This is a genomic window from Ruania albidiflava DSM 18029 (assembly GCF_000421225.1).
Taxonomy (GTDB): Bacteria; Actinomycetota; Actinomycetes; order Actinomycetales; family Beutenbergiaceae; genus Ruania; species Ruania albidiflava.
This window is the reverse complement of sequence record NZ_ATWL01000014.1, coordinates 26493-47946: the sequence shown is the minus strand read 5'-3', so window position 1 is coordinate 47946 and position 21454 is coordinate 26493. Positions and strand designations below refer to the sequence as shown.

The following is a 21454-nucleotide window of genomic DNA, read 5'->3' as shown; positions in this document are numbered from 1 at the left end:
TCAGCCCAGGTCCACCTGCCGCTGACGGTCCCGCAGGAGGTCGTCGATGGCCGCAACCACCCGGGCGCTGTTGCCTTGGTCTCGGTAGGTGAAGGCCTCGGCGACGCGCTGAGCGTAGACCTCCTCCACTGTGCAGTTCCGGCTGAGGATCTCTTCCAGCGCATCGAGCGTCTCGGTGATGGTGCGCACGACCGGTCCGTAGCCATCACGCTCGTAGTCGAACCAGGACCGGGAGGCATGCCCCGCCTCGTAGTCCGCTTCGTCGAACCGGGCGTAGATCACCGGGGTGCCCAGGTAGGCCACATCGAAGTGCACCGAGGAGTAGTCGGTGATGAACGCATCACAGCCGCGCAGCAGCTCTTGGAAGCTGGTCGCACCGGTGTCTGCGAGCGAGATCCGCTCGGCGGTGGGCACGTCGTCGAAGTAGGAGGCCATGTTGTAGTGCGGCACGAAGGTGAGCCGGTAGTCGTGCTGCTCGAGCATGTGGTGCAATCGAGGGCTGTGGAGGAGCCCGGTGATGAACTGCTCGTAGGCAGACTCCTCGAACGGGACCTGGCCCGGGTTGGGTTTGCCATCCAGCCGCGGCACCAGATACTGGCGCCAGGTCGGCATGAACAGCACGGTCCGGCTGGGCGGGGCTGGTGTCAGACCGTCGTAGCGGGGCATCCCGATCTCGCGGATCTGCCGGTCGTAGCCGGATCCTGCCCGCAAGGCCGCGCTCTCTGCAGGCATGACAGTGAGCAGCATGTCGTACCCGGACAGACCACGTTTGACGGCGGCCGCATTCAGGTGCACACCGTGCTTGAGGTAGATGCGCAGCGCCCCGGTCCGCCATGCGACGTGCTGGACGTAGTTCGTCTGTCCCCAGGAGCGCGGTGTGAGGTACCGGATCGAGTAGGCATTGGCCAGCACGGTCGCATGCAGCATCAACAGCTGGTGCCGCCATGATGAGTGGTCGACCACGTTGCCGAGCCCGTCCACCCGCTCTCGGTGTGTGCTCCTCGGGTCGATGATGTAGTACACCCGCCTTTCCGGGTGCTTCCGACGGAGGTGCTGGAACAGGTGGAGGCCATTGTCCTGGGCCGTGTCGGTCCGCTCACCGACCAGCCAGATGGGTCGTCGGAGGAAGAACGGCCTGGTCAGGAGCCGCACAGCCCGCAAGAGGGCCATCCGACGGCTGGACCGACGACGCAGCAGCGAACCGAGGTCCTTGCGCAGCAGGACGGCAGCCCAACGCACGCGCCCGCGCCAGCCTCGGCCGGTCATCATGGTGAGGATGGTCGCGCCTGTGCCCCCGGTGGTGTGCGGCAGGTAGCGCACGACCTCCCCCGGAGGTCCGGCCGAGGGCGTCATGGCGGTTCGCGCTGCTAGGAGCAGGCCCTTGGCGGGTCGGAGCCGTCGCCGCACGCGCAGCTCTTCCTCCTGCGTGTCGACCTCGAGCAGCAGGGTGAAGTTGCCGTCGTCCCGCTCGAGCGGGAGGGTGAACCTGAGGGCCTCCCACACGCGCTGGCCTCGAGTGTCCACACGTGCATCGAGCGCCTGGCCCACGGTGGCGGCCTGAGTACGTCCGGCGCGGGCGAGGACGAGTCGGTAACGCCAGCCCGGCTGCGGCATCGTCGGGGAGAACTTCGCCGCCAGCCACACCGACACGAGGAGCTCTCCAGCACCAGGGTCTATCGCTTCGACCCGCGGAACACCAGCGAGCAAGGCAAGCCCAGCCAGATAGTCCTGGAGCCGACCATCGTGCTCGTTCCGTGCCAGGACCAGCTCAAGGTAGGACGCCACCACCGGCAGAGGTGTGTGCCGGGTCCGCACGAGCAGCGGAAATGGTCCGTGCAGGTCCGCCGTCAAGACGCGTTCGCACTCCTGACGCAACCTTCGCGCCCAGGAGTGCACGTCGCGGACCTTGGGCAACGTGGCTACCGTCACGAGAGCCTCGTCAGCCTGCACCAGCTGCTCGCACGCAGCGATCGCAAGGATCGACCTGCTCTCCTCAGCGACCGATACGAAAGTCAGCCCTGGGTGATGGACCTGCGCCTCGTCGGCCAGGTCCTGGATGCAGTCGGAGTGCACCACCGTGACGCGAACACCAAGCAGCTGGGGCTCATCACGCATCCGCCTGAGGGTATCCAGCAGGCGTGGCGCGGCTGGCTCGGAAACGATCACGACCGCGCGTGGGGCGGGGGCGGGCACCCAGGGGCGCGGTCGATCCAGCGGCTGCGTCGAAGCCGCGAGCCGCCGTTCCGGTCCCGCCTGCGGCTGCGGTGGCCCCAGGAGGTCGGCGAGTGCGGTGGTGCCGTCCGGCCCCTCATCGTGCACCCGCTCGGGCGGTATCGCACCGACCAGCGTCGAACTCAGCGCAGCAGCGACCAACCACTGCGCCTCGACCCGGAACGTGGTCGTGACTGTCGCGTCGCACCAGGCAGGGTCGTAGCACGCGGCGCGGGGGTCGCTGCCATCCGGAGGACCGCCGGCCAGCACGACGACCTGGTGGACGGTCAAGGTGCTCGGCTGGGCCGGCGCGAACTGCAGCACGTCCGGCGACCCCACCACGAGCGTGGACACCGTTGAGACCTGATCGAGTGCGACAAAGTCCACGGTGCCCTCGTTGATGGCGTCCAGCACCTCTGGACGCAACGGGAGGCGGCGACGGGACATGTCGACGTAGGACTCCCGGTAGGCCAGACCGACGCGATACCCAGCTCCACCCAGTGCTGTCGCCTCCTCGAGCAGGCGTCGACGGCGTTCGGTCAAGAAGCGCCAGTCGCACAGCAGGACCAGGTCATAGTGCGGCGGGTGGAGAGAAAGGACGTCTTGGTCCACTTGGAAGCGTTGTGGCACCGCGAACCGCCGACGCTCCTGGAACCGTGGTAGATACGGGTCGGCGCCACCGGCGAGGTGGGCGTGCCATCGCTCGTAGGCGCCGCGGTAGACGTAGCGGGACACATGGTGCCAACCAGGGGTGAAGTCAGCGCGGGAGAGAGAACCCTGGGCCATCCGCACCATGGCCAACGGTGCACGGACGTCTCGGACCGCTGCACCGAACGCGATCTCCAGCCTTCGGCGGAACTCGGTGTCCGCACTCTTTCGTGCGCGGTCGAAGTATCCGATCGTGGTCAGCACCTGCTCGCGGCGGAACATCAGCGAGGAAGCGTTCTCCTGGCTCGTCTCGTAGCCCGGGCGTTGGAAGACAAGGTCTTCGCTCACCCGCAGGCAATAGCTGCGGGTTGCGGGCGTCCAGGGGCTCGCCAGCAGAGCTTTCGCCTGCAGCTCGATCCGTCTCGGGTGCGACCAGTCGTCAGCATCCTGGAAGGTGACCAGCTCACCGCGAGCGAGGTCGAGCGCGGCGTTTCGTGCCACGTAGGTGCCTTCGTTCCGGTCCATCCGATGCACCCGGACGCGCTCGTCCAGTCCGGCGCACGCGTCCAGCACGTCGACCGGGCCCGGTGAGGCGTCGTTGACGACCAGGATCTCCAGGTTGCGCCAGGTCTGGGCGCAGATCGAGCGGACCGCGGTGAGGAGTGCAGGACCTGGCCGGAAGACGGTGAGGATGACCGTGACCAGGGGTCCGTCCTCGATCGGATCGTCCTCGACCGCGCAGGTGAGCCCGTCGAACGCGGTCGGCTCGCTAGGGCGAACGCGGACAGCCTCTATCCCATGATCGGCGAAGATCTCGTCGACCAGGCTCTGCCACCTGTGCCCGACTGCGCGTCGTGGTGGCGTATCGGACGTCCGGAACGGGTTCATCAGGTCCGCTTGCAGGAAGCGTCGCTGTTCGGCTCTCAACCCGGGCAGCTGGGGCAGCCAGGAGCGGAGCCGCTGGTGCTCTCCGGCCTCCCACAGGCGAGCGACGATGGTCTCTTGGACCGACGTGCTGAGCAGTCGTCGACCATGCTGACGGCGTAGCTCCAGGAGCAGACTGACTGCGTCGTGGAGATCGTCCTCGTCGAGATTCTGCATACCGATGACCCGGACCAGGCTCATCGCCCACCTCGGGTCCAGCGGTGGTGCCGCGCGCGCGGTCCCACGCTGGGCGGCCCGGACGGCTGCCAGCAGCTCGGCACAGCTGAGGCCGCCCGGTGCCGCTGCGTACGCGAGCAGGTCCCGCGCCTGGCGCGAACGGGTACGCAGCGCCGTTCGCTCCACGACCGTCGGCCCACCGCACTCCTCGGCAGCGTCGAGGTATGCGGCAGCGACACTCGGAGCGAGACGCGCCGGGTTCCCCTCGTTGGCCATGGGCTGAGCACTCCTTTGTCTGTGGCGCAGCGAGCCCAGGGTATCCGAGCGGACAGCCTCCCGTGCAGAACGCCCCGTCCGGCTGTCCTGCACCTGGCGCGTGCACTTCCCGTACCCTGACCTCGGACAGGACGCACCACGGACTGTCGCGACCCTGGGTGAGGTGGACCGATGCTCCTGTCTGGAGGGACGACCCGTCAACGTGCCGCCGCAGGAGCGGTGCTCTTCCTGATGCTGGCGACCGGAGCGGCCGCGGTGCTGGGGTGGTCACGTGTCGCCGTTGTCGGTCTCAGCATGCTCACCGGCCTCGGTTCGCTGATGATCCTCGATGTTCGTGCTCGCCAGCACAGGCTTGCCCGACACGTGCGGTCGCTCGACCGCCGGCAGGCGGCGGCCGAGTCTGCCGCCTCGTCGGCGCCAGCGAACGATCGGCTGCGGCAGCGGATCGGTGAGCTGGAGACCAAGCTTGCCGCGGAACAGGCGGAGAATGCCCGCCTCGACGACCTGGAGCGGGCCTCGTACCGGCAGTCCCTGCGCCAGCACGTTCGCGTGTTCCGCGCTGAGCACCGGCTCGGGCTGACGACACGATCCGCTGCGCTCCAGCTCCCGTACAAGCTCCGAACCATGGAGCTTGCCGCGAGCCATGGAATCAGCACCCCAGAGGTCTATCGGGTCTGGCCAGACGTCGACTCGATCGACCTCTCCGGCCTGCCGGACACCTTCGTGCTCAAGGCGGACGGCGGTGCAGGGTCCGTCGCTGTCTTTCCCCTGCAGCGGAGCTCGGATGGCCGCTACGACGTAGTCGGCGGCAAGGGGACGTACAGCGAGCAGGAGATGCGCGACCGGATCCGCGCGCTGGGGCGAAGGGCCCGTGCACCCTACTTCGCCGAAGAGATGCTCCTGGACGCCGACGGCGGACCGATACCCAACGACGTCAAGTGCTACATGTTCTACGGCCAGGTCGGGCACATCCTGGTCCGTCACGTGGCACGGCACGGTGACGCGTCCACCATCCGGCTGAAGTTCGTCGACGAGCACGGCGCCGACTACGGAGAAGTCGCGGTCGGCCGCAAGCATGATCCGTCCATCCCCGTGCCGGCCTCGCTGCCGAGGATGGTCGACGTGGCCGAGCATCTCTCCCGGGCAGTCGGTCTGCCGTTCTGCCGCGTGGACCTGTACGACACCTCCCGGGGCATCGTCCTCGGCGAGATCACCCGGGCCCCCAGCGGCGGCAACGAGCGCTTCGTCCGGGCGCACGACGAGCTGCTCGGCGAGCGTTGGGTGGACGGTAGCGCCCGGCTCGCCGCCGACCTGAGCGCCGGACGACCAGCCGGACCGATCTTCGGGAACGTGTCCGAGGTGCACCTCTACCCGGCCACCGACGGTGGGCGATCTCCGGCACTCTTCGGCCATACCGTGGTCGATTGCGCCGAGTGGTGCCGTTGAGCACGACAGGTTCACCGTGGACGGAGAGACCTGGATGGTGCCGGGGACGGGCCTGGCCCGGCTGCGAGCTCCTCGGCACAGCCGAACCAGCCGTCAACGAACCTGCCGGAGACCTTCCCCCACCTGCTGGACGATGCTCGGGGCGATCTCCTCGATCGTGTCCAGGCAGCGGGTGAACCCGCTCGCGTCGCCGTACCAGGGGTCCGGCACGTCCTCGCCGCTGCCGTCCGGAGGATAGGAGCGGTAGAGGCGGATCCTGTCCTCCTCGACGCCCAGCCGGCGCAGGCCGCGGGCGTGCTGGGCGGTCATCGCCAGAAAGAGGTCGTAGCGGCGCGCGTCCTGGCTGGTCACCGGTCGGGCCCTGTGGTGGGGCACCGGATAGTCCCGGTCACGCAGCTCGCGCTGGGCGCGCGGGTCGATCGGGTTGCCGTGCTCCTCGTCGCTGATCCCGGCCGAGTCCACCCGCACCTGCGGGGTGAGGCCTTCCTCGTCGAAGCGTTCGGTGAGCACCACCTCCGCCATCGGCGAACGGCAGATGTTGCCGGTGCACACCACCAGCACGCGGTAGGGCTCGTCTGCGGGGCTCATCGCTCTCCCTTCGTGTCCGGCCGCCGGTTCACTCCGCTGCGGCAGTGAGCTTCAGCGTGCCTTCGGTGATCTCGGTGCAGGTCACCGACAGCTGGTCGATCATCACCGTCTCCCCCGGGCCGCACTCGTTGCGGGTGCCGTCCACGGAGAAGGTCGCGGCTCCCTCGTCGGCGCTCTCCAGCGTGAACAGGACGTCGCCGGAGGTGGACAGGCCCAGCGAGAGCGGATCGATCTCGGTGCTCGCCCCCTGCCCCGTGAGGGTGATCGAGCAGGAACCGTCCGAGCAGCTGTAGGTGGTGCTGGTGCAGCCGACCAGGCCCACCAGCACGGCGGTGAGCACTGCGGCAGCGGTCGACAGGCGGGCGGCGAGATGGCGCATGGGGCCCATCGTGGCACGCGCGGGCGGCTCCCCCGCTCCTGCCCGCCGGGCAGGACTACCCATGGTGAGCTAGGCGAACCGTTCGCTGCGTTCCACGACCCGGGTTCCGCCGTCGGGCACGGCCTCCTGCACCAGGCGACCGCTGATGACCACCTGCTCGGTGCGGGCGTCGATCTCCAGCGGGTCGCGGTCCCAGACCACCACGTCCCCATCCCGGCCCGCTTCCAGTGCGCCCACGCGCCCGGCCAGGCCAAGGATCTCCGCAGGGTTGGTGGTCAGTGCCTCGAGCGCCACCTGCCGCGGCAGCCCCTCCTTGACCGCCAGGGTGGCCTGATGCACGAGGAAGTTGATCGGCACCACCGGGTGGTCGGTAGTGATCGCGACCTTCACCCCAGCGGCGGAGATCTGGGCGAGGTTCCCGATGGCGCGGTCGCGCAGCTCCACCTTCGAGCGGGCGGTGAACATCGGGCCGAAGATCACCGGGATGTCCTTCTCCGCGAGCACATCGGCGATCTTGTGCCCTTCGGTGCCGTGGTTGACCACGAGCCGGTAGCCGAACTCCTCGGAGAGGCGGATCGCGGTGGCGATGTCGTCGTGCCGGTGGCAGTGCTGGTCCCACACCAGGTCGCCATCGAGCACCTCGGCCAGGGTCTCGTGGGTGAGGTTGCGGGCGAACGGCTCGCCCTTGGTCGATGCGTGCGCGCGGGCCTCGGCGTAGTTGCGGGCGGCGACGAACGCCTCGCGCAGCACGGCGGCCACCCCGAGCCGGGTGGAGGGTGTCTCCTTCTTCTCCCCGTAGACCCGCTTGGGGTTCTCCCCCAGCGCGGACTTGACCGACACGTCCGCGCTGATCACCTGCTCGTCCACGGTGCGTCCGCCCCAGGTCTTGATCGCCACAGTGCGACCACCGATCGGGTTGCCCGAGCCGGGTTTGACCACAGCGGTGGTCACCCCACCGGCGAGAGCGTCGCGGAAGCCCACCTCCTCGATGTCGATGCCGTCCAGGGCACGGAACCGGGCGCCGTTCGGGTCGGTCATCTCGTTGGTGTCCTCACCGGACCAGCCCTCGCCGTCCTCGGCCACGCCCAGGTGCGCGTGTGCTTCCACGAACCCGGGCAGCACCCACTTGCCGGTGGCGTCGATCACCTCGGCGCCGTCGGGGACCGGGGTGTGAGGACCGCCCACCTCGGTGATCACGCCGTCGGTGATGAGGACCGTGCCGCCGGGGATCTCCGGTGCGCTGACCGGCACCACGTTCCCGCCGGTGACTGCCAGGATGCGTTCGTTGCTCATAGATCCAGTGTGCAACAGAGGCAGGCCGCTGCTGGCGGGTTTCGTCTCAGCCGACGCCGATGCTCAGGTGGCGTACGCCTTCCCAGCGGGCGGGGTCGGTGAGGTGGCGGCCGTCCACCAGCACCTGGATGCCGGGCAGGTCATCCGGGCCGAGCTCGGTGTACTGGCGGTGGTCGGCCTGGATGATCGCAGCGTCGGCGCTCTCGCCCAGGTGGTAGGCCTGCAGGTCGTGGGCGGCCAGCTCGTCGTCGGTGAACAGCGGGTCGTGCACGAGGGCGCGGGCGCCGGCCTCGGCGAGCGCAGCCACGGTCGGGAACACCCCGGAGAACGCGGTCTCCTTCACCCCGCCGCGGTAGGAGGCGCCGAGGACGACGACGGTGCGCCCGGCAAGGTCGCCCAGTGCACCAGTGAGCAGACCCACGGTGTAGGAGGGCATGGCCATGTTCGCCTCCCGGGCGGTGCGCACCACGGTGGCGTCCGGGTCGGTCCACAGGTACAACCGCGGGTAGACCGGGATGCAGTGCCCACCCACGGCGATGCCGGGCCGGTGGATGTGGGAGTAGGGCTGGGAGTTGGCGGCGGCGATCACCTGGTGCACGTCGATGCCGTGGGCGGCGGCGAAGGTGCCGAACTGGTTCGCCAGGGCGATGTTCACGTCCCGGTAGGTGGTCTCGGCCAGCTTGGCCATCTCCGCAGCCTCGGCGCTGCCCAGGTCCCACACCCCGTTCGGGCGGTCTAGGTCCGGCCGGTCATCGAAGGTGAGGACCGCCTCGTAGAACTCCTTGGCGCGGTCCGCGCCCGCAGCCGAGAGCGCGCCGATGAGCTTGGGGTACTTGCGCAGGTCGGCGAACACCCGCCCGGTGAGCACCCGTTCTGGGGAGAACACCAGGTGGAAGTCCTCCCCCTCGGCCAGGCCGGAGATCTCCTCGATCATCGGCTTCCACCGGGTGCGGGTGGTGCCGACCGGGAGGGTGGTCTCGTAGGAGACCAGGGTGCCGGGGGTCAGGTGGCTGGCCAGGGACCGGGTGGCGGCGTCCATCCAACCGAAGTCGGGCTCCCAGGTGTCGTCGTTGACGAACAGGGGGACCACCACGACCACGGCGTCACTGCCCGGGACGGCGTCGGCATAGTCCGTGGTGGCCCGCAGCCGGCCGGCGGCGACCTCCTCGGCGAGCGTGACGTCCAGCTCGGCCTCCCCCGGGAACGGCTCGGTGCCGGCGTTCACCTGTTCGACCACGGTCTCGTTCACGTCCACACCGACCACCTCGTGCCCCCGGGAGGCGAACTGGACGGCCAGCGGGAGGCCGATCTTGCCCATCGCGACGACGGTGATCTTCAACGGGGCTCCTCGGCTGCTCGGCTGCTCGGCTGTGCGCAGCGTGGGCTGCGGGTCGCGGACGCTGCCAGGTCAGAACTCCGCGGCGCCCTCGCCGATCATACCGACGTCCTCGGCGAGGAGGGCGAGCTCCTCGGTGAGCAGCCCCAGGCCACCGAAGCCGTCCTCGGTGAGAGCGGCGCGGTCTGTCTCAGTGGTGGTGACCCACCGGGGCCGCCGCCCGAACGCCGCCTCTGCGGCATCGGCCACCTCCAGGTGGTCCAGCACCTCCTCTGCCGTGGCGGGCACCCGGATCAGGGCGAGCACAGCGTTGGTGTGCACCAGCGGTGCAGGGTGTCGCCGGGTGAGCAGCAGCTGCGGGTCCGGCACCACCACGGTCTGGGCGGCGACCGGCGTGGTCGGTGCGAGCAGCTCGCACCTGCCGCGGGCGGAACGTTCGAGCACCTCCGGCTCCAGGTCCGGCCGCTTCTCCCGGGCGCGCAGGGCATCCTCCTGGTGCACGATGCCGACGGTCAGCCCCACTGCACCGGCCTGGTCCAGGAGCGCGTCCAGCCCGACCAGGTCCACACCGCCGGCGGACAGGTCGGTCACCAGGAGCACATCCACCTCGACGGGCTCGCGCTCTGCAGGTGGGGTGAGGAACGGCGCCGGTGCCGGGAACGGTCGCGGCCCGTCGGCCGGCATACGCAGGTCCGCAGCCGTGCGGTGCCAGTGCCGGTAGGACTCCCGGTAGAGCAGGCGTTCGGGGTGCATCCAGCCGTACCGGAAGTCTGCCCGGGAGAGGGTGCCGGCACGCAGTCGGGTGATCGCCAGCGGCACCGGCACGTCCAGCACCGGTCCGGCGGCGTGCTGGATCCGTTCGTAGAACTCCGAGTCGGCGCTCTTGCGCACCCGGTCGAACGGTCCCACCTGGCTGAGCACCTCGCACCGGATCATCAGCGAGGAGGCGTTCCTGCGCACTGGCGGGTAGCCGAGCCACTGGTGCGTGAGGGAATCGGTCGCGCGGACCGCTTCGCTCACCGACCCGACCGCGTCGGTGTCCCTGACCAGGGCTCGCAGCTGCAGGCGCAACCGCTCCGGGTGCGACCAGTCGTCGCTGTCCTGGAAGGTGATGTACTCCCCCGCGGCCGCACGCAGGCCAGCGTTGCGCGCCGGGTAGGTACCGCCGTTGTGGTCCAGGGTGAGCACCTGCACCCGCGGGTCCAGCGACGCCGCCCGGTCGTACCAGTGCCGATAGCCGGGACCGGAGGCGTCGTCGACGATGATCAGCTCCAGGTGCGCGTGGCTCTGCCCGAGGATCGAGCGCACCGAGGTGAGCAGACCGGCGTCCGGCCGGTAGGAAGGCATGATCACGCTCACCAGCGGGCCGGCGGTGAATGCCGACGACGGCGCGCTCAGCCCGTCGAACAACGTCGCCTCCGCAGCGCTCACCGTGGGCGGCTGCAGTCCAGCGGCCAGGAACGGCTCACCGAGGAGCCGTTCCCAACGGTCGTGGTCTGCGGGCCGCACCGTGATCAGGTCCTCTCTGCGGTAGGGGTTGGCCAGGTCCACCTCCAGGTAGTGCCGGACCGTGGGACTGAGCCGTTGGCCGGTGGCAAGGACGGTGCGCACCAGGTCGTCACGGCCGGCGTGCAGCGACAGCTGGGCGAGCAGCAGCTGGGCCGTCTCACCGAGGACGGTCGCGCCGCGTGCCCGCTGCATCGCCGACCAGCCGGCCAGGGCGGCGTCACCGTGCCGGCCGTCGGTGGACAGTGCCGTGAGCAGGCAGACGAAGGCTGCGCGGCGGCGAGAGTCGAACCAGACGGTCGGCACGTCACCGTCGTGGAGGTACTCGAGCAGTCCGCCGAGCTCGTGCTCTCCACAGGTCACCGCACGGGCGAGCAGGTCCAGCACGGGACGTGACCCGCTGCGGAGGGCGGCACGGACGAAGCCCACCGGGCTGCGGCGCACCCGATCGTGGGAGATCCGAGCGATGGTTACCGAGTGTTCATCGGAGAGAAATCTGGCCGTCACGCTGCGATCCTTCGGCTCTGGTGTGGTCGGGGAAGTTCCGCTCCGTTCGACCGCACCCAAGGAGGCACCGTGATGATGAACACCGCGAGAGTAGCAGGAGGACGAGGCGCGTGAGATCCCGCAAGGTCGTGCTCGGCCTGGCTGCCCTGGCGTTGCCGGCACTGCTCGCCGTGGTGACGGCGGCGGGTGGCCACCCCTGGTTGCCGGAGGCTTGTCTGGCCGTGCTGCTCCTGCTCGTCGGGGCGCTCACCCTGGACACCAACAAGCGCGCCCGCGCCCGGTACGGGGCGCGGGCGGTGGTGACCACCACGAGCCGAACGCCGCCGTCCACCACGCACGAGGACCTGCTCGGCACGATCCGGCTGCTTCAAGCGCAGTACGTCGGCCGTCTGGACCGGGCCCAGGACAGCCTGGACGCCGCCACCGCTGCCCTGCTGGCCGCCAGCTCCGATCGTGCTCGCGCCGGGGTGCGGCAACCGTGACAGTGCGGGGCCTGAGCTCCGCGGCCGTGCACGCCGACCACGCCGCACGGGCGCAGAAGGACCCGCGAGCGCTGGCGGCCACATTGCTGCGCACACGCTCGGTGGCGGGTCGGGAGGTGCTCGCCCACCTGGCAGGGCTGGGCCGGCTCTCCTCGGCCGAGATCGCCGCGCTGCCCGGGCAAGGGCTGGACGCTCGCGCAGTGCGGAACCGGCTTGATCCCCGGTGGGCTGGCGACCTGGCCCGGGTGCTGGCCCTGCAGACCGGAGAGCTCGCGGACCAAGAGGCGGCGCTCGGCCTGTTCGACGCTCTCGCCGGAGCAGGTGGTCTGCGCGCGCTGGGTGATCATGCCACCTTGTACCTGCAGCTGCTGGTGCACCTGCGCAGGCACGAGGCTGCTCACCGGCTGCTGCCCGGTGCCGACCTGCCGGCACGGCAGCACCGCGGGATGGTCGCCGACCTGCTGAACCCGTTCCTCCCCGGTGGGCCCGAGGAGCTCGATCCATGGCTGGCCGAGCTCAACGGCGCCCTGTTGAAGCGCTCCTTCGCTCCGTTGGAGCTGCTGCCCGGGGCCGGCCCGACTCCGTTCGACCGGCTCGGTGCCGACCTGAGTGCACCGGTCACCGGCGGACCGTTGATCACCGTGATCATGGCTGCCCGCGACCCCGGGCCGGAGCTGCTCACCGCGATCCGGTCGGTCCGCGACCAGACTTGGCAGCAGTGGGAGCTGCTCGTGGTCGACGACGCGTCCACGGCCGCCGTCCCCGGCCTGTGGTCCGCTGCGGAAGCGGTGGACCCGCGGGTGCGGGTGATCCACCGGCGCGTGAACGGCGGTACCTACTGCGCCCGGAACGTGGCGCTCGCCCAGGCTCGTGGTGAGCTGGTCACGTTCCTCGATGCCGACGACTGGGCGCATCCGGCCTACCTCGCCACCGGGGCCGCTCCGTTGCTGGCCTCCGGGGGCGTGCTCGCCACCCGAGGATGGGGTGCCAGGGTCACCCCGGAGCTGGTGGTCACCCGGCCCGGCTACCATGTGGTGGTCCCCGCTGCCACCTCGTTGATGTTTCGGCGTCAACGGGTGATGGCCCGGGTCGGTTTCTACGACCCTGTGCGCAAGGCCGCTGACACCGAGTTCATGCGCCGGCTCGAGGCGGCGTTCGCCCGTCCTGTGGTGGTGACCACGAAAGTGGCACTGACGTTGCTGCGCGCCGACCCCGGCTCGTTGTCAGCCCCCGACTTCTCCGCCGGCTGGCGGCACACGGCCAGGAACGCCTACCAGCAGGCGCACCGGGACTGGCATGCGCAGATCGGTGCTGGGGCGCCGGCGTACCTGGACCCGTCCGGCGAACGGCCCTTCCCGGCACCGCGGCGTTGGGCAGCCCCGGCAGCCGCGACCACCGCCCTGGTGGCCGAGGCGGGCGAAGCAGACGGCACGGCCAGCGAGGCCGTGGGACACGCAGCGTACGACGTGGTGTTCGCCGGCGACTGGCGCCGGCACGGCGGGCCCCAGAACTCGATGCTCGCCGAGATCGCAGCCTGCCGCGGGGCCGGGCTGCGGGTGGGCATCATGCATCTGGAGGCGCTGCGGTTCATGACCCGCCGCGACGATGCCTTGTGCGTGCCGGTCCGGCAGCTGCTCGCCGCGGGTGAGGTGGACTGGGTGCACGTGGACGACCAGGCACGTATCGGCACCCTGCTGCTGCGCTACCCACCGATCCTGCAGTACCCGCCCCGCGTGCTCGGTGCGGTCCGACCAGACCGGGTGCTGATCGTCGCCAACCAGGCACCGTGCGAACCGGACGGTTCGGACCAGCGTTACCTGCCGGCGGACGTGACCGCGAACGCCACCGCGTTGTTCGGTGTGCCACCCACCTGGGTGCCGCAGGGGCCGACCGTGCGCCGCGCCCTGCAGCAGGCCGGCGGTGCTCCGCTGGCCCACTGGGACAACGTGGGTCTGATCGACGCCGATGCCTGGCACGTGCGCAAGGATCGTCCGGTGGGCAGCCCGGTGGTGGTCGGGCGCTACTCCCGAGACGACCGGATCAAGTTCCCTTCCTCCGCTGACGAGCTGCTCACCGGCTACGGGTTCGGGCCGCAGGTCAGGGTGCGGATGATGGGTGCCACCAGCACGGTGCCACGTCTGCTCCGCCAGTCGGGTCGCTCCACCCGGGTTCCGGGCAGCTGGGAGCTGTCGGCGCACAAGTCGCGGGACGTCCGCGACTTCCTCTCCGAGCTCGACTTCTTCGTCTACCTGGACAACCCTGGTGCGCACGAGGCTTTCGGCCGGGTGATCCTGAAGGCAGCCGCCAGCGGCGTGCTCACCATCGTCTCGCCGAAGCACCGAGACACCTTCGGTGACACCGTGCTCTATGCCGAGCCGGACGAGGTGGTCCCGTTGGTCGCTCAGCTGGCCGCAGACCCGGCCCGCTACCGGGCGCAGGTGGCGGTCTCGCTGCGACGAGTGCGCGAACGGTTCGGCTACCAGGGCTTCGCAGCCCGGATGCATGCGCTCGCCCACGCCGACGCCGGAGCCGGGCCCCAGCTGGCGGCGCCACCAGCAGCGTCAGGCTCGCAGACAGGCGGGGCGAGGGTCGGCACCTGGGGGCCCTAGGTTACGCTCAGGGCACCACCCGGCAAGAGGAGGCGCGGTGCCCAGACGTCAGCTGGTGATGATCGCCGTCGTGCTGGCGGCCGTCCTCGGTGCTGCCCTGCTCATCTGGCGCGGGGAGGGGTTGGCCGGGGGGTTCGCGCTGATTGCACTGGCCACGATCATCCTGTTGCAGATGGATGCACGGCGACGGCTGTCGGACCTGGCTGCGGACGTGCGCCGCAACCGGGCGGAGCTCCGCACCGCTGCCGCGCGGACGTCCACCCAGGAGAGTGAGCTCAAGGAGCTCGGTCGGCAGCTGAACGTCTCGGCCCGGGCAGCGGGGAAGGCGCGGGATCACTCCGAGGCCGTGCTGGACCGTCTCGACCAGGTAGAGGGACTGCTCGCGCAGCAGACAGAAGACGCCGTGAAGCACCGCCGCGCACTCCACCGGGATCGACGGATGCGGAGCCGGGACAACCTCACCCAGATCCAGGCCCTGCTTCAGTTGCACGAGCAGTTCTCACCCGATGCACCGCTACCCGAAGTGGCTGGTTGGGCGATGGAGCCCACCGCGCTGGTGGAGCTCGTGAACGTCGTCGCACGGCTGCGCCCACGGCTCGTGCTCGAGTGCGGCTCTGGCACCTCGACACTCTGGATCGCCTACGCACTCCGCCGCAACGGTTCCGGCCGCGTCGTGGCACTGGACCACGACACCGAGTATGCCGCCGCCACGGCGCAGGTGATCACTGAGCACGGTCTCGAACAGTGGGCGCACATCCGGCACGCACCACTGGCCCCCACCGACACTCCCCGTGGACCGATGCCCTGGTACTCCACCGATCTGACCGACCTGACCGGCATCGAGCTGCTCGTGGTCGACGGCCCACCGAAGGCCACCGGCGAGCTGGCGCGTTACCCCGCTCTGCCCGTGCTCGACGACCGCCTCGCCCCCGATGCACGCATCCTTTTCGACGATGCAGACCGCCCGGACGAGGTCGCAGTCCTGGACGCCTGGCGGGAGACCTACTCGCTGGAGGTCGAGCACGAGCTCGCCGGTCGCGCCGTCCTGCTGCGCCTGCGCACCGCCTGAGCAGCTACCCGGCACCGTCCTCGGTGACTTCTCCGTGGCGGAGGTGCTCAGCAGGTCGTTGCTCCGGGCTGGATGCCGTCAGCCCGACGGCATCCAGCATCCTTCCCACCACTGCAGCGATCTGTCTCACAGCGCTGATGCTAGGCCCCTCGACTGTCGTTCCGGCCGCTCCCGGCGGGGAGAACTGCCCACCGCCGGAGCTCAACGCGGCTGGGACTCCTCGTGGGCGCGGATGGCTGCCACCTTTTCCGCCGAGGCCGAGGTCTCGTCGAAGTGGTAGTCGAGCCACTCCGAGGCCAGACGTTTGGCGACCTCGAGCCCGATGACGCGTTGGCCGAAGGTGAGCACTTGCGCATCGTTGGACAGCACGGAGCGTTCCACCGAATAGCTGTCATGCGCGGTGACCGCCCGCACCCCCGGGACCTTGTTCGCCGTGATCGCCATACCCAGTCCTGTCCCACAGATCAGCAGGGCCCGGTCAGCCTCCCCGCGGGTGAGCCGGCCGGCGGCCTCGACGGCGACATCAGGATAGATGGTGTGCTCCTGCGACGTCACGCCGACGTCGGTCACCTCCGCCACCCGCGGGTCGGCCTCGAACAGCGCCTTGAGCGCCGTCTTGTACTCATAACCGGCGTCGTCACTTCCGACGACGATCCGCCACGTGCTGGACATCAGTGCTCAGCTCCTCCGCTGGAATGGGTCAACTTCCTGGTTCGTCATGGTCCCGGCGTGTCGGGGTCCTAGCGTCTCACCCGTGCTCGGTGTCGTCGCGTGACTCCGGTGGCACCGAGGACGAGTGCCAGCAGCGCGAGGACCGCCAGCCCGAGGAGTCCGGCTCCGGTGCTCGGCAGCCAGCCGTTGTCGGCGCTGGCCTCGGGGCCCTCCTGCGCCCCGGGCGTCGACGAGCCGTCCTCCGAGCCGTCCGGTGGTGGGTCTCCGGTCGGGTCCTCGGTCGGGTGCTCGGTCGGCGGCTCGGTGGGACTCTGGCCGTCATCGCTCGCGTCGATCAGGAGCGGGATCGAGGTCACCGTACGTCCGCTCGGGTCGGTCGCCGAGACCCACCAGATGCGCTCACTGGCCTGCGGGGCGGCCTGGGTCTGCGGCCAGAGGCTCTCGAACGTGCCCGAGCCCTCGATCTGCGTGGCACCGAGCTGCGTCGGCTCGGCGGCGACGCCGAGGAAGGAGGTGTGCACCGACTTCTCGTACTGCCACCGCATCGGCACGAGGAACTCGTCGTCCTCGCCGACGTACCGGCCCTGCACACCATCGGCGATGAGGTTCCAAGACCGTTCGTTGCTGCGCACCTCCGGCCCGTCCGCGACGTCGGTCACCGGGGAGGGGTAGTCGAAGTGCTGACCGTGGTGGACGTCCTCGGTCGGCGAGTAGGTGTTCACCGCCATCGCTTCACCGTTCAGGTCCACCTGGAGCAGGCGCAGCAACGCGGTGTCCCGTGCGCCGCGCTCGGTGTGGAATTGCTGGTAGTCGGCGACCATCTCCACCACGGTGTGCCCGGGGATCCCGCCGGCATCCTCGGTGACGATGGTGCCGACCCCGTTCCGGTGCCCGGATAGCACCATCGCGACGTTCGGGTTCGGCGCGATGATGGTGTCCCAGAGCACGTCCCCGCGAGAGAGCCACCGCCCGGCGTCGAAATCGGCCCGACGGGCCTCGATCGGCGGGTCGGTCGCCCGGCTCGCCGGCATCACATGCTCATGTGCCGCAATGATGACGTTGCTGTCCGGGTGAGCATCGATCACCTCCTGTGCCCAGTCGAGGTCCGCCTGGCTGTAGCCGTAGGCGAGCGAGATCACCACGAACTCGGCGCCGTCGTACTGGAACGTGGTGACGTTCGCGTCCGTGCGGTCCGGCTCCCGCGAGCCGAGGTACCACGGCTGGTCCGCATACCGGTCGGGGCCGAAGTACTCGTTGTACAGGTCGCTGTCCCGGCCGTTCTTGTTGTCGTGGTTGCCCGGGAGCACGCTGTTCGGCATCCCGGCGTCGTCGAGGAGGGAGTGGATCCGCGACCCCATCACGAACTCGTCCACGGCGCGGTCGGTATTGTGCTCCGCGCGCTGATAGTTCTGGATGATGTCGCCGGTGTTGACGATGAACTCGATCTGGCGTGCCTCCCGGTTCGCCAAGGTCCAGCTCATCATCGCGGTGTAGGCGGCAGGGTAGGACTCGACCAGGTACTGCGAGTCGGTCATGTGGACCAGCGAGAAGTCGAACTCGCCGGGGTCCTGGAACTCCTCGAACGTCTCGGTGAGGGTGGACTCGGTCCGCGGCCCGTTCTGGACGAGCACGTTGAGCTCCTCCGCCTCCAGGTCACCGGCCTGCAGACCCGCCGTGAGCGTGACCACCCCCTGCTCGGACGGCACTGCGGCATCGGCGAGGCGCCAGGCGGCAGCTGCGGGGTCCCAGAGGTAGAGCTGGAGCTCGTTGCGCCCGCTCGTGCTGCCCGACCAGACGATCTCGTCGCCGGGGGCAAGGGTGGTCTGAGCAGTGCCGGTTTCCAGGACGAAGCGCTGGTAGGGGTAGCCGTACCCGCTGTCGACGACCTCGGCACCGTCGGGGTTCTCCCCGGCGATCTCCTCCTCGTCGTCCCCGACCGGCCCGGCCAGTGGTGCCTGCTCGCTGACGCCGGTGTACGCCTGGGTGAGCAGGTCGGCCACCGGGATGCTCCGGCCACCACGGACGGTGACATCGAGCGTGTCGCCGTCCTGATCCTGCACGGTGGCGGTGAGCCGATCCCCCTCGTCCCCTCGGGTGCTCTCGCCCTCCGGAGTATCGCTGCGGTGGGACGTCGGCACACTCACCGGATCGGTGGCCCCCGCCGGCGGCACGGCCGGATCGACCGGATCGACCTCGTCGATCGAGCCTGGGGTCCCGGTTGCGGCGACGAAATCGGCGTAGTTGCTCCCGGTGAACTGGGACCGCAGATAGGTCTCGCCGGCCACCCGGTCGGGAAGGTAGGTCGTCAACGAGCGGCCCTGGGTGCAGGGGCTGTAGGGGTCGTTGACGCTGTCGCCGGCGTTCCGGGACAGCATGCTGACGTTGTCCACCAGTGCGCCGTCGGAGTCCTCGATCCAGAGTCCGGTCCCGACCAGGGACAGTGCTGAGTCGTAGCCGGCCTGCGCGCCCTCGGCCGCATCCGTGCCCGCGAGCGCGGCCAGGAACACCTCTCCGGGGGCGAGGGTGGTGCCCTCGGCCACGGTGAGCAGGACGTCGAGGGAGCGGGGCCCCTCGGGCTCGCAGGTCCGCACCGTCCAGTTCGAGAGGTCCACGGTCTCGGTGGAGTAGTTGCCGAGCTCGAAGTAGTTCTGCTGCACCACGCCGTCCGGTAGCTCGGCCGGATCGGTGGCGAGCTCACTCACCCGGACTCCCTCGCGGCCACGATCCTCGCGCGCCTCGGCGGCGATGCTGTCCTCGGCTGCCGCGTTGGCGCCGTTCGGGGTCCGCGGAGCGATCACCCAGTCCTCCTCGAGATCGCCGGAGGTGGCCACCCGCTGGAAGGACTCGTCCGCGCCGAGATCGGTCTGGTGCGCCAGCTTCGTCTCGCCGATCTGGCAGGCACCGTCGGTGTTGGTGGAACTGGCGAACACGCCGTCGACGAAGTCGCCGTTCTCGTCGGCGAGCGCACCGCCGAACGTGCCGGTGGAGGCATAGACCGATGCCAGCTCCGCCTGTGCCTGACCCTCCTCGTCACCGAAGCCTCCGCTGAACCGCAGCCGGTGCCCGGCGGTGAACATCTCACCGGGCGCCAGGACCGTCCCGTCAGCAATCGTGGTCTGCAGATAGTCCTCGAGGATGATGCCGGTCGTGGAGCACTTGTAGAGCTGCCAGCCGGAGATGTCGACCGATTCGTCACCGTAGTTGCGCAGCTCGATGAAGTCGTCCCCGGCATGGTGGGAGCTGCCGCTGGCGATCTCGTTGATGTAGATCTCGCCGCGGTGGCTGAACGAGGGCACCGTCTCGGTGGCATTGGTGGCGGTGGGGGTGCGGGGAGCCTTCACCCAGTCGGCGGCTGCCTCCCCGGTGGCGCTCACCCGCTGCCAGCTCTCGCCGGTGATGTAGTTCAGCGTGTTCGGAAGGTTCGCGCCGTCGCTGCAGTCGCTGGTGGTCTGCCACGGTTGGTTCGGATGGACGGCCATCGAGTCGATCCGGTTCCGGTACTCGTCCTCGATGTAGACCCCGAATCCCGCGTTCGATGCCGAGGTCTCGTACCGCGCATCCACCTCTGAGCCGGACAGTGCGCCCTGGCCGGCGGCCGTGTAGATCTCCCCGGGTTCAAGAACGGTGCCGTCCTCGACGACGACGGCGGGCTCCTTGAACCGGTTGCCCTTGCTCGAGCAGTGATAGAGGTTCCACTGGGAGATGTCGACCGGCTCGTCGCCGAAGTTCTGCAGCTCGAAGAAGTCGTCCGTGTCCCCTGCGGGTCCGCCGTTGGCCATCTCACTGACCAGCACCTGGTAGTCCGAGTCGGTCGGTCGCGGCACATCCCCGGCCGGCGGTGAGACCGCGCCGTAGGCGGAGGTGAGGCCGACACCGGTGACGAGCAGGGCTCCGGCCGCGAGGGCGCTGCAGTGCCGCCGCAGCGTGCGCTTCAGATCGATCCTGCCGCTGTTCCGTGGTGAACGTGGCATAGCCGTCGATACCTTTCCTGGAAGTTGACGATCGCCGCCGGCGAAGGGGGCGGCAGCACGAGCGAACGTCGCTCGTGAGAGTGTGGTGATCAGCGACGCCGCCTCGGTGCTGCGCGCTGACAGGCTAGGTGGGCACGATGAACGCCACGTGCCCGAGGCGTGAATACTGTCTTCCCCTCTCCTCCTGCGAAGACGCGGTCGGTCTGGTCCTTGCTCAGCCGGTGCTCCGCGCCATCGTGGAGCCTCGCACCTGCAGCGTCGGTGCGAACCGGCGATGGGTCGGCGGCGCCGGTGGGGCCCCGCGGATGCGTTCCATGATCCAGTCGACGGCGGCGGCGCCGATGTCCTGGACCGGCGAACGCACTGTGGTCAGCCCAGGGGTGAGGAACGCGGAGAAGGGGTGGTCGCCCTGCCCGCACACGCCGACATCCTCCGGGATGGACAGCCCGAGCTCGTAAGCAGCGCGATAGACGCCGAGGGCAAGGAAGTCGTTGCCCGCAATCACGCCGGTACCTCGGGGCGTGCCGGCCAGTCGGCGGTGCGCCTCCTCGTACGCGGACTGCGGCTGCCACGGCAGTGTGCTGTCGTTGTCCCGCAGGCTCTCGATCCGCACGATTGACACCTCCTCCGCCGCCCGCCCGCGAACACCCAACGCCCGGTGCACGCCGGCGATCCGGGAGTGCACCGTGCTGATCTCCAGGTCCTCCTCGAAGACCACGAGCGGCCAGTGGCCACTGTCCAGCAAATGCAGCGTGGCGTCGTACGCGCCCTGTTCGTAGTCGATCCCGACCAGCTCACAGTCCACCTCGAGCAGCGGTCGATTGACGCAGATCATCGGCACACCGTTGGCCATCAGGCGCTGCCAGGGCGCATCGGAACCCTGCGTGGCCACCACGATCGCACCGTCCACCCGCCACCGCAGCATCGCATCGACGGCGCTCTCCTCGTTCTGCAGATTCTCCTCCGTGGCGGACAGCTGCAGCAGGTACCCGTCCTTGCGGCTCCGCCGCTCGATCACGCTAAACAGCTCGGAGTAGAACGGGTTCGACGGGTTCGTCATGACCAGGCCCAGGCTGTTCGCCGAGCCCAGCACGAGTGCGCGGGCAGCAGCGTTGGGCACATAGCCGAGTCGGCGTGCTTCGGCGAGGATCTTGTCCCGGGTGGTCGGGCTGATGCTGCCCGAGCCGCGGAGCGCCCGCGAGACGGTGTTCGCGGTCATCCCCACGTTCTGCGCGATGGTCTTGATCGTCGGCGGTCGCGTCTCCTCCAAGGTCATGGCGCACACCCGGTGCGGCCGTACCCGTGCTCTGCCAGCATCGTGGCGCCTCCTCGATCAACCGACGTCCTCCTCACCCTACGA

At 69.6% G+C, this 21454-nt stretch carries 15 protein-coding genes; 4 read left to right on the top strand and 11 right to left on the bottom strand.

Annotated features, from left to right (window positions below; genetic code table 11):
* Together K338_RS24665 and K338_RS25875 are read right to left on the bottom strand one after the other, a co-directional pair.
* Complete coding sequence (locus K338_RS24665; RefSeq protein ID WP_022918987.1) at nt 1-4236, bottom strand: bifunctional glycosyltransferase/CDP-glycerol:glycerophosphate glycerophosphotransferase; 4236 nt, start codon at nt 4234-4236, stop codon at nt 1-3.
* Nucleotides 4237-4503: 267 nt separating this feature from the next.
* A complete protein-coding gene (locus K338_RS25875; RefSeq protein WP_169579564.1) occupies nt 4504-4881 on the bottom strand; it encodes a hypothetical protein in 378 nt (125 codons plus the stop codon).
* Here K338_RS25875 and K338_RS25870 point away from each other — a divergent pair.
* Complete coding sequence (locus K338_RS25870; RefSeq protein ID WP_169579563.1) at nt 4861-5682, top strand: ATP-grasp fold amidoligase family protein; 822 nt, start codon at nt 4861-4863, stop codon at nt 5680-5682. The genes K338_RS25875 and K338_RS25870 overlap by 21 nt on opposite strands.
* Before the next feature lie 93 nt (nt 5683-5775).
* Here the strand turns inward: K338_RS25870 and K338_RS0114995 are convergent, their stop codons facing one another.
* The 5 genes from K338_RS0114995 to K338_RS24660 all read right to left on the bottom strand — a co-directional run bounded on the left by K338_RS0114995 (nt 5776) and on the right by K338_RS24660 (nt 11291).
* Nucleotides 5776-6270, bottom strand: a complete 495-nt coding sequence (locus tag K338_RS0114995; RefSeq protein WP_022918985.1) for a low molecular weight protein-tyrosine-phosphatase — start codon at nt 6268-6270, stop codon at nt 5776-5778.
* Nucleotides 6271-6298: 28 nt separating this feature from the next.
* Nucleotides 6299-6649 carry a hypothetical protein gene (locus tag K338_RS0114990; protein ID WP_022918984.1) on the bottom strand — a complete coding sequence of 117 codons (351 nt, stop codon included), beginning with the start codon at nt 6647-6649 and terminating at the stop codon, nt 6299-6301.
* 69 nt (nt 6650-6718) lie between these two features.
* Nucleotides 6719-7942 (bottom strand): amidohydrolase, encoded by a 1224-nt coding sequence (locus K338_RS0114985; RefSeq protein WP_022918983.1) that lies wholly within the window; start codon nt 7940-7942, stop codon nt 6719-6721.
* A gap of 46 nt (nt 7943-7988) precedes the next feature.
* On the bottom strand, nt 7989-9281 hold the full coding sequence (locus K338_RS0114980) for a nucleotide sugar dehydrogenase (protein ID WP_022918982.1): 1293 nt from the start codon (nt 9279-9281) through the stop codon (nt 7989-7991).
* A gap of 69 nt (nt 9282-9350) precedes the next feature.
* Nucleotides 9351-11291 carry a glycosyltransferase gene (locus tag K338_RS24660; protein ID WP_157612501.1) on the bottom strand — a complete coding sequence of 647 codons (1941 nt, stop codon included), beginning with the start codon at nt 11289-11291 and terminating at the stop codon, nt 9351-9353.
* Nucleotides 11292-11401: 110 nt separating this feature from the next.
* Between K338_RS24660 and K338_RS0114970 the strand changes: the two genes are divergently transcribed.
* Genes K338_RS0114970 through K338_RS24655 form a run of 3 tightly spaced genes read left to right on the top strand, consistent with a single transcriptional unit; the run spans nt 11402 to nt 15451 of the window.
* Nucleotides 11402-11773, top strand: coding sequence for a hypothetical protein (locus tag K338_RS0114970; protein ID WP_022918980.1), 372 nt, complete (start codon nt 11402-11404; stop codon nt 11771-11773).
* On the top strand, nt 11770-14382 hold the full coding sequence (locus K338_RS0114965; protein ID WP_022918979.1) for a glycosyltransferase: 2613 nt from the start codon (nt 11770-11772) through the stop codon (nt 14380-14382). Before K338_RS0114970 ends, K338_RS0114965 begins: the two co-directional genes overlap by 4 nt.
* A gap of 37 nt (nt 14383-14419) precedes the next feature.
* Nucleotides 14420-15451, top strand: a complete 1032-nt coding sequence (locus tag K338_RS24655; RefSeq protein ID WP_169579562.1) for a class I SAM-dependent methyltransferase — start codon at nt 14420-14422, stop codon at nt 15449-15451.
* 4 nt (nt 15452-15455) lie between these two features.
* Here K338_RS24655 and K338_RS26465 read toward each other — a convergent pair whose 3' ends face one another.
* The 4 genes from K338_RS26465 to K338_RS23055 form a co-directional block, all read right to left on the bottom strand.
* Nucleotides 15456-15581, bottom strand: a complete 126-nt coding sequence (locus K338_RS26465) for a hypothetical protein (protein ID WP_281166624.1) — start codon at nt 15579-15581, stop codon at nt 15456-15458.
* Between the two features lie 71 nt (nt 15582-15652).
* Nucleotides 15653-16123 carry a ribose-5-phosphate isomerase gene (locus tag K338_RS0114950; RefSeq protein WP_022918976.1) on the bottom strand — a complete coding sequence of 157 codons (471 nt, stop codon included), beginning with the start codon at nt 16121-16123 and terminating at the stop codon, nt 15653-15655.
* A 68-nt stretch (nt 16124-16191) separates the two neighbouring features.
* Complete coding sequence (locus tag K338_RS0114945; RefSeq protein WP_022918975.1) at nt 16192-20094, bottom strand: lamin tail domain-containing metallophosphoesterase family protein; 3903 nt, start codon at nt 20092-20094, stop codon at nt 16192-16194.
* Nucleotides 20095-20308: 214 nt separating this feature from the next.
* Nucleotides 20309-21370 (bottom strand): LacI family DNA-binding transcriptional regulator, encoded by a 1062-nt coding sequence (locus K338_RS23055; RefSeq protein ID WP_022918974.1) that lies wholly within the window; start codon nt 21368-21370, stop codon nt 20309-20311.
* Nucleotides 21371-21454 lie beyond the last annotated feature (84 nt).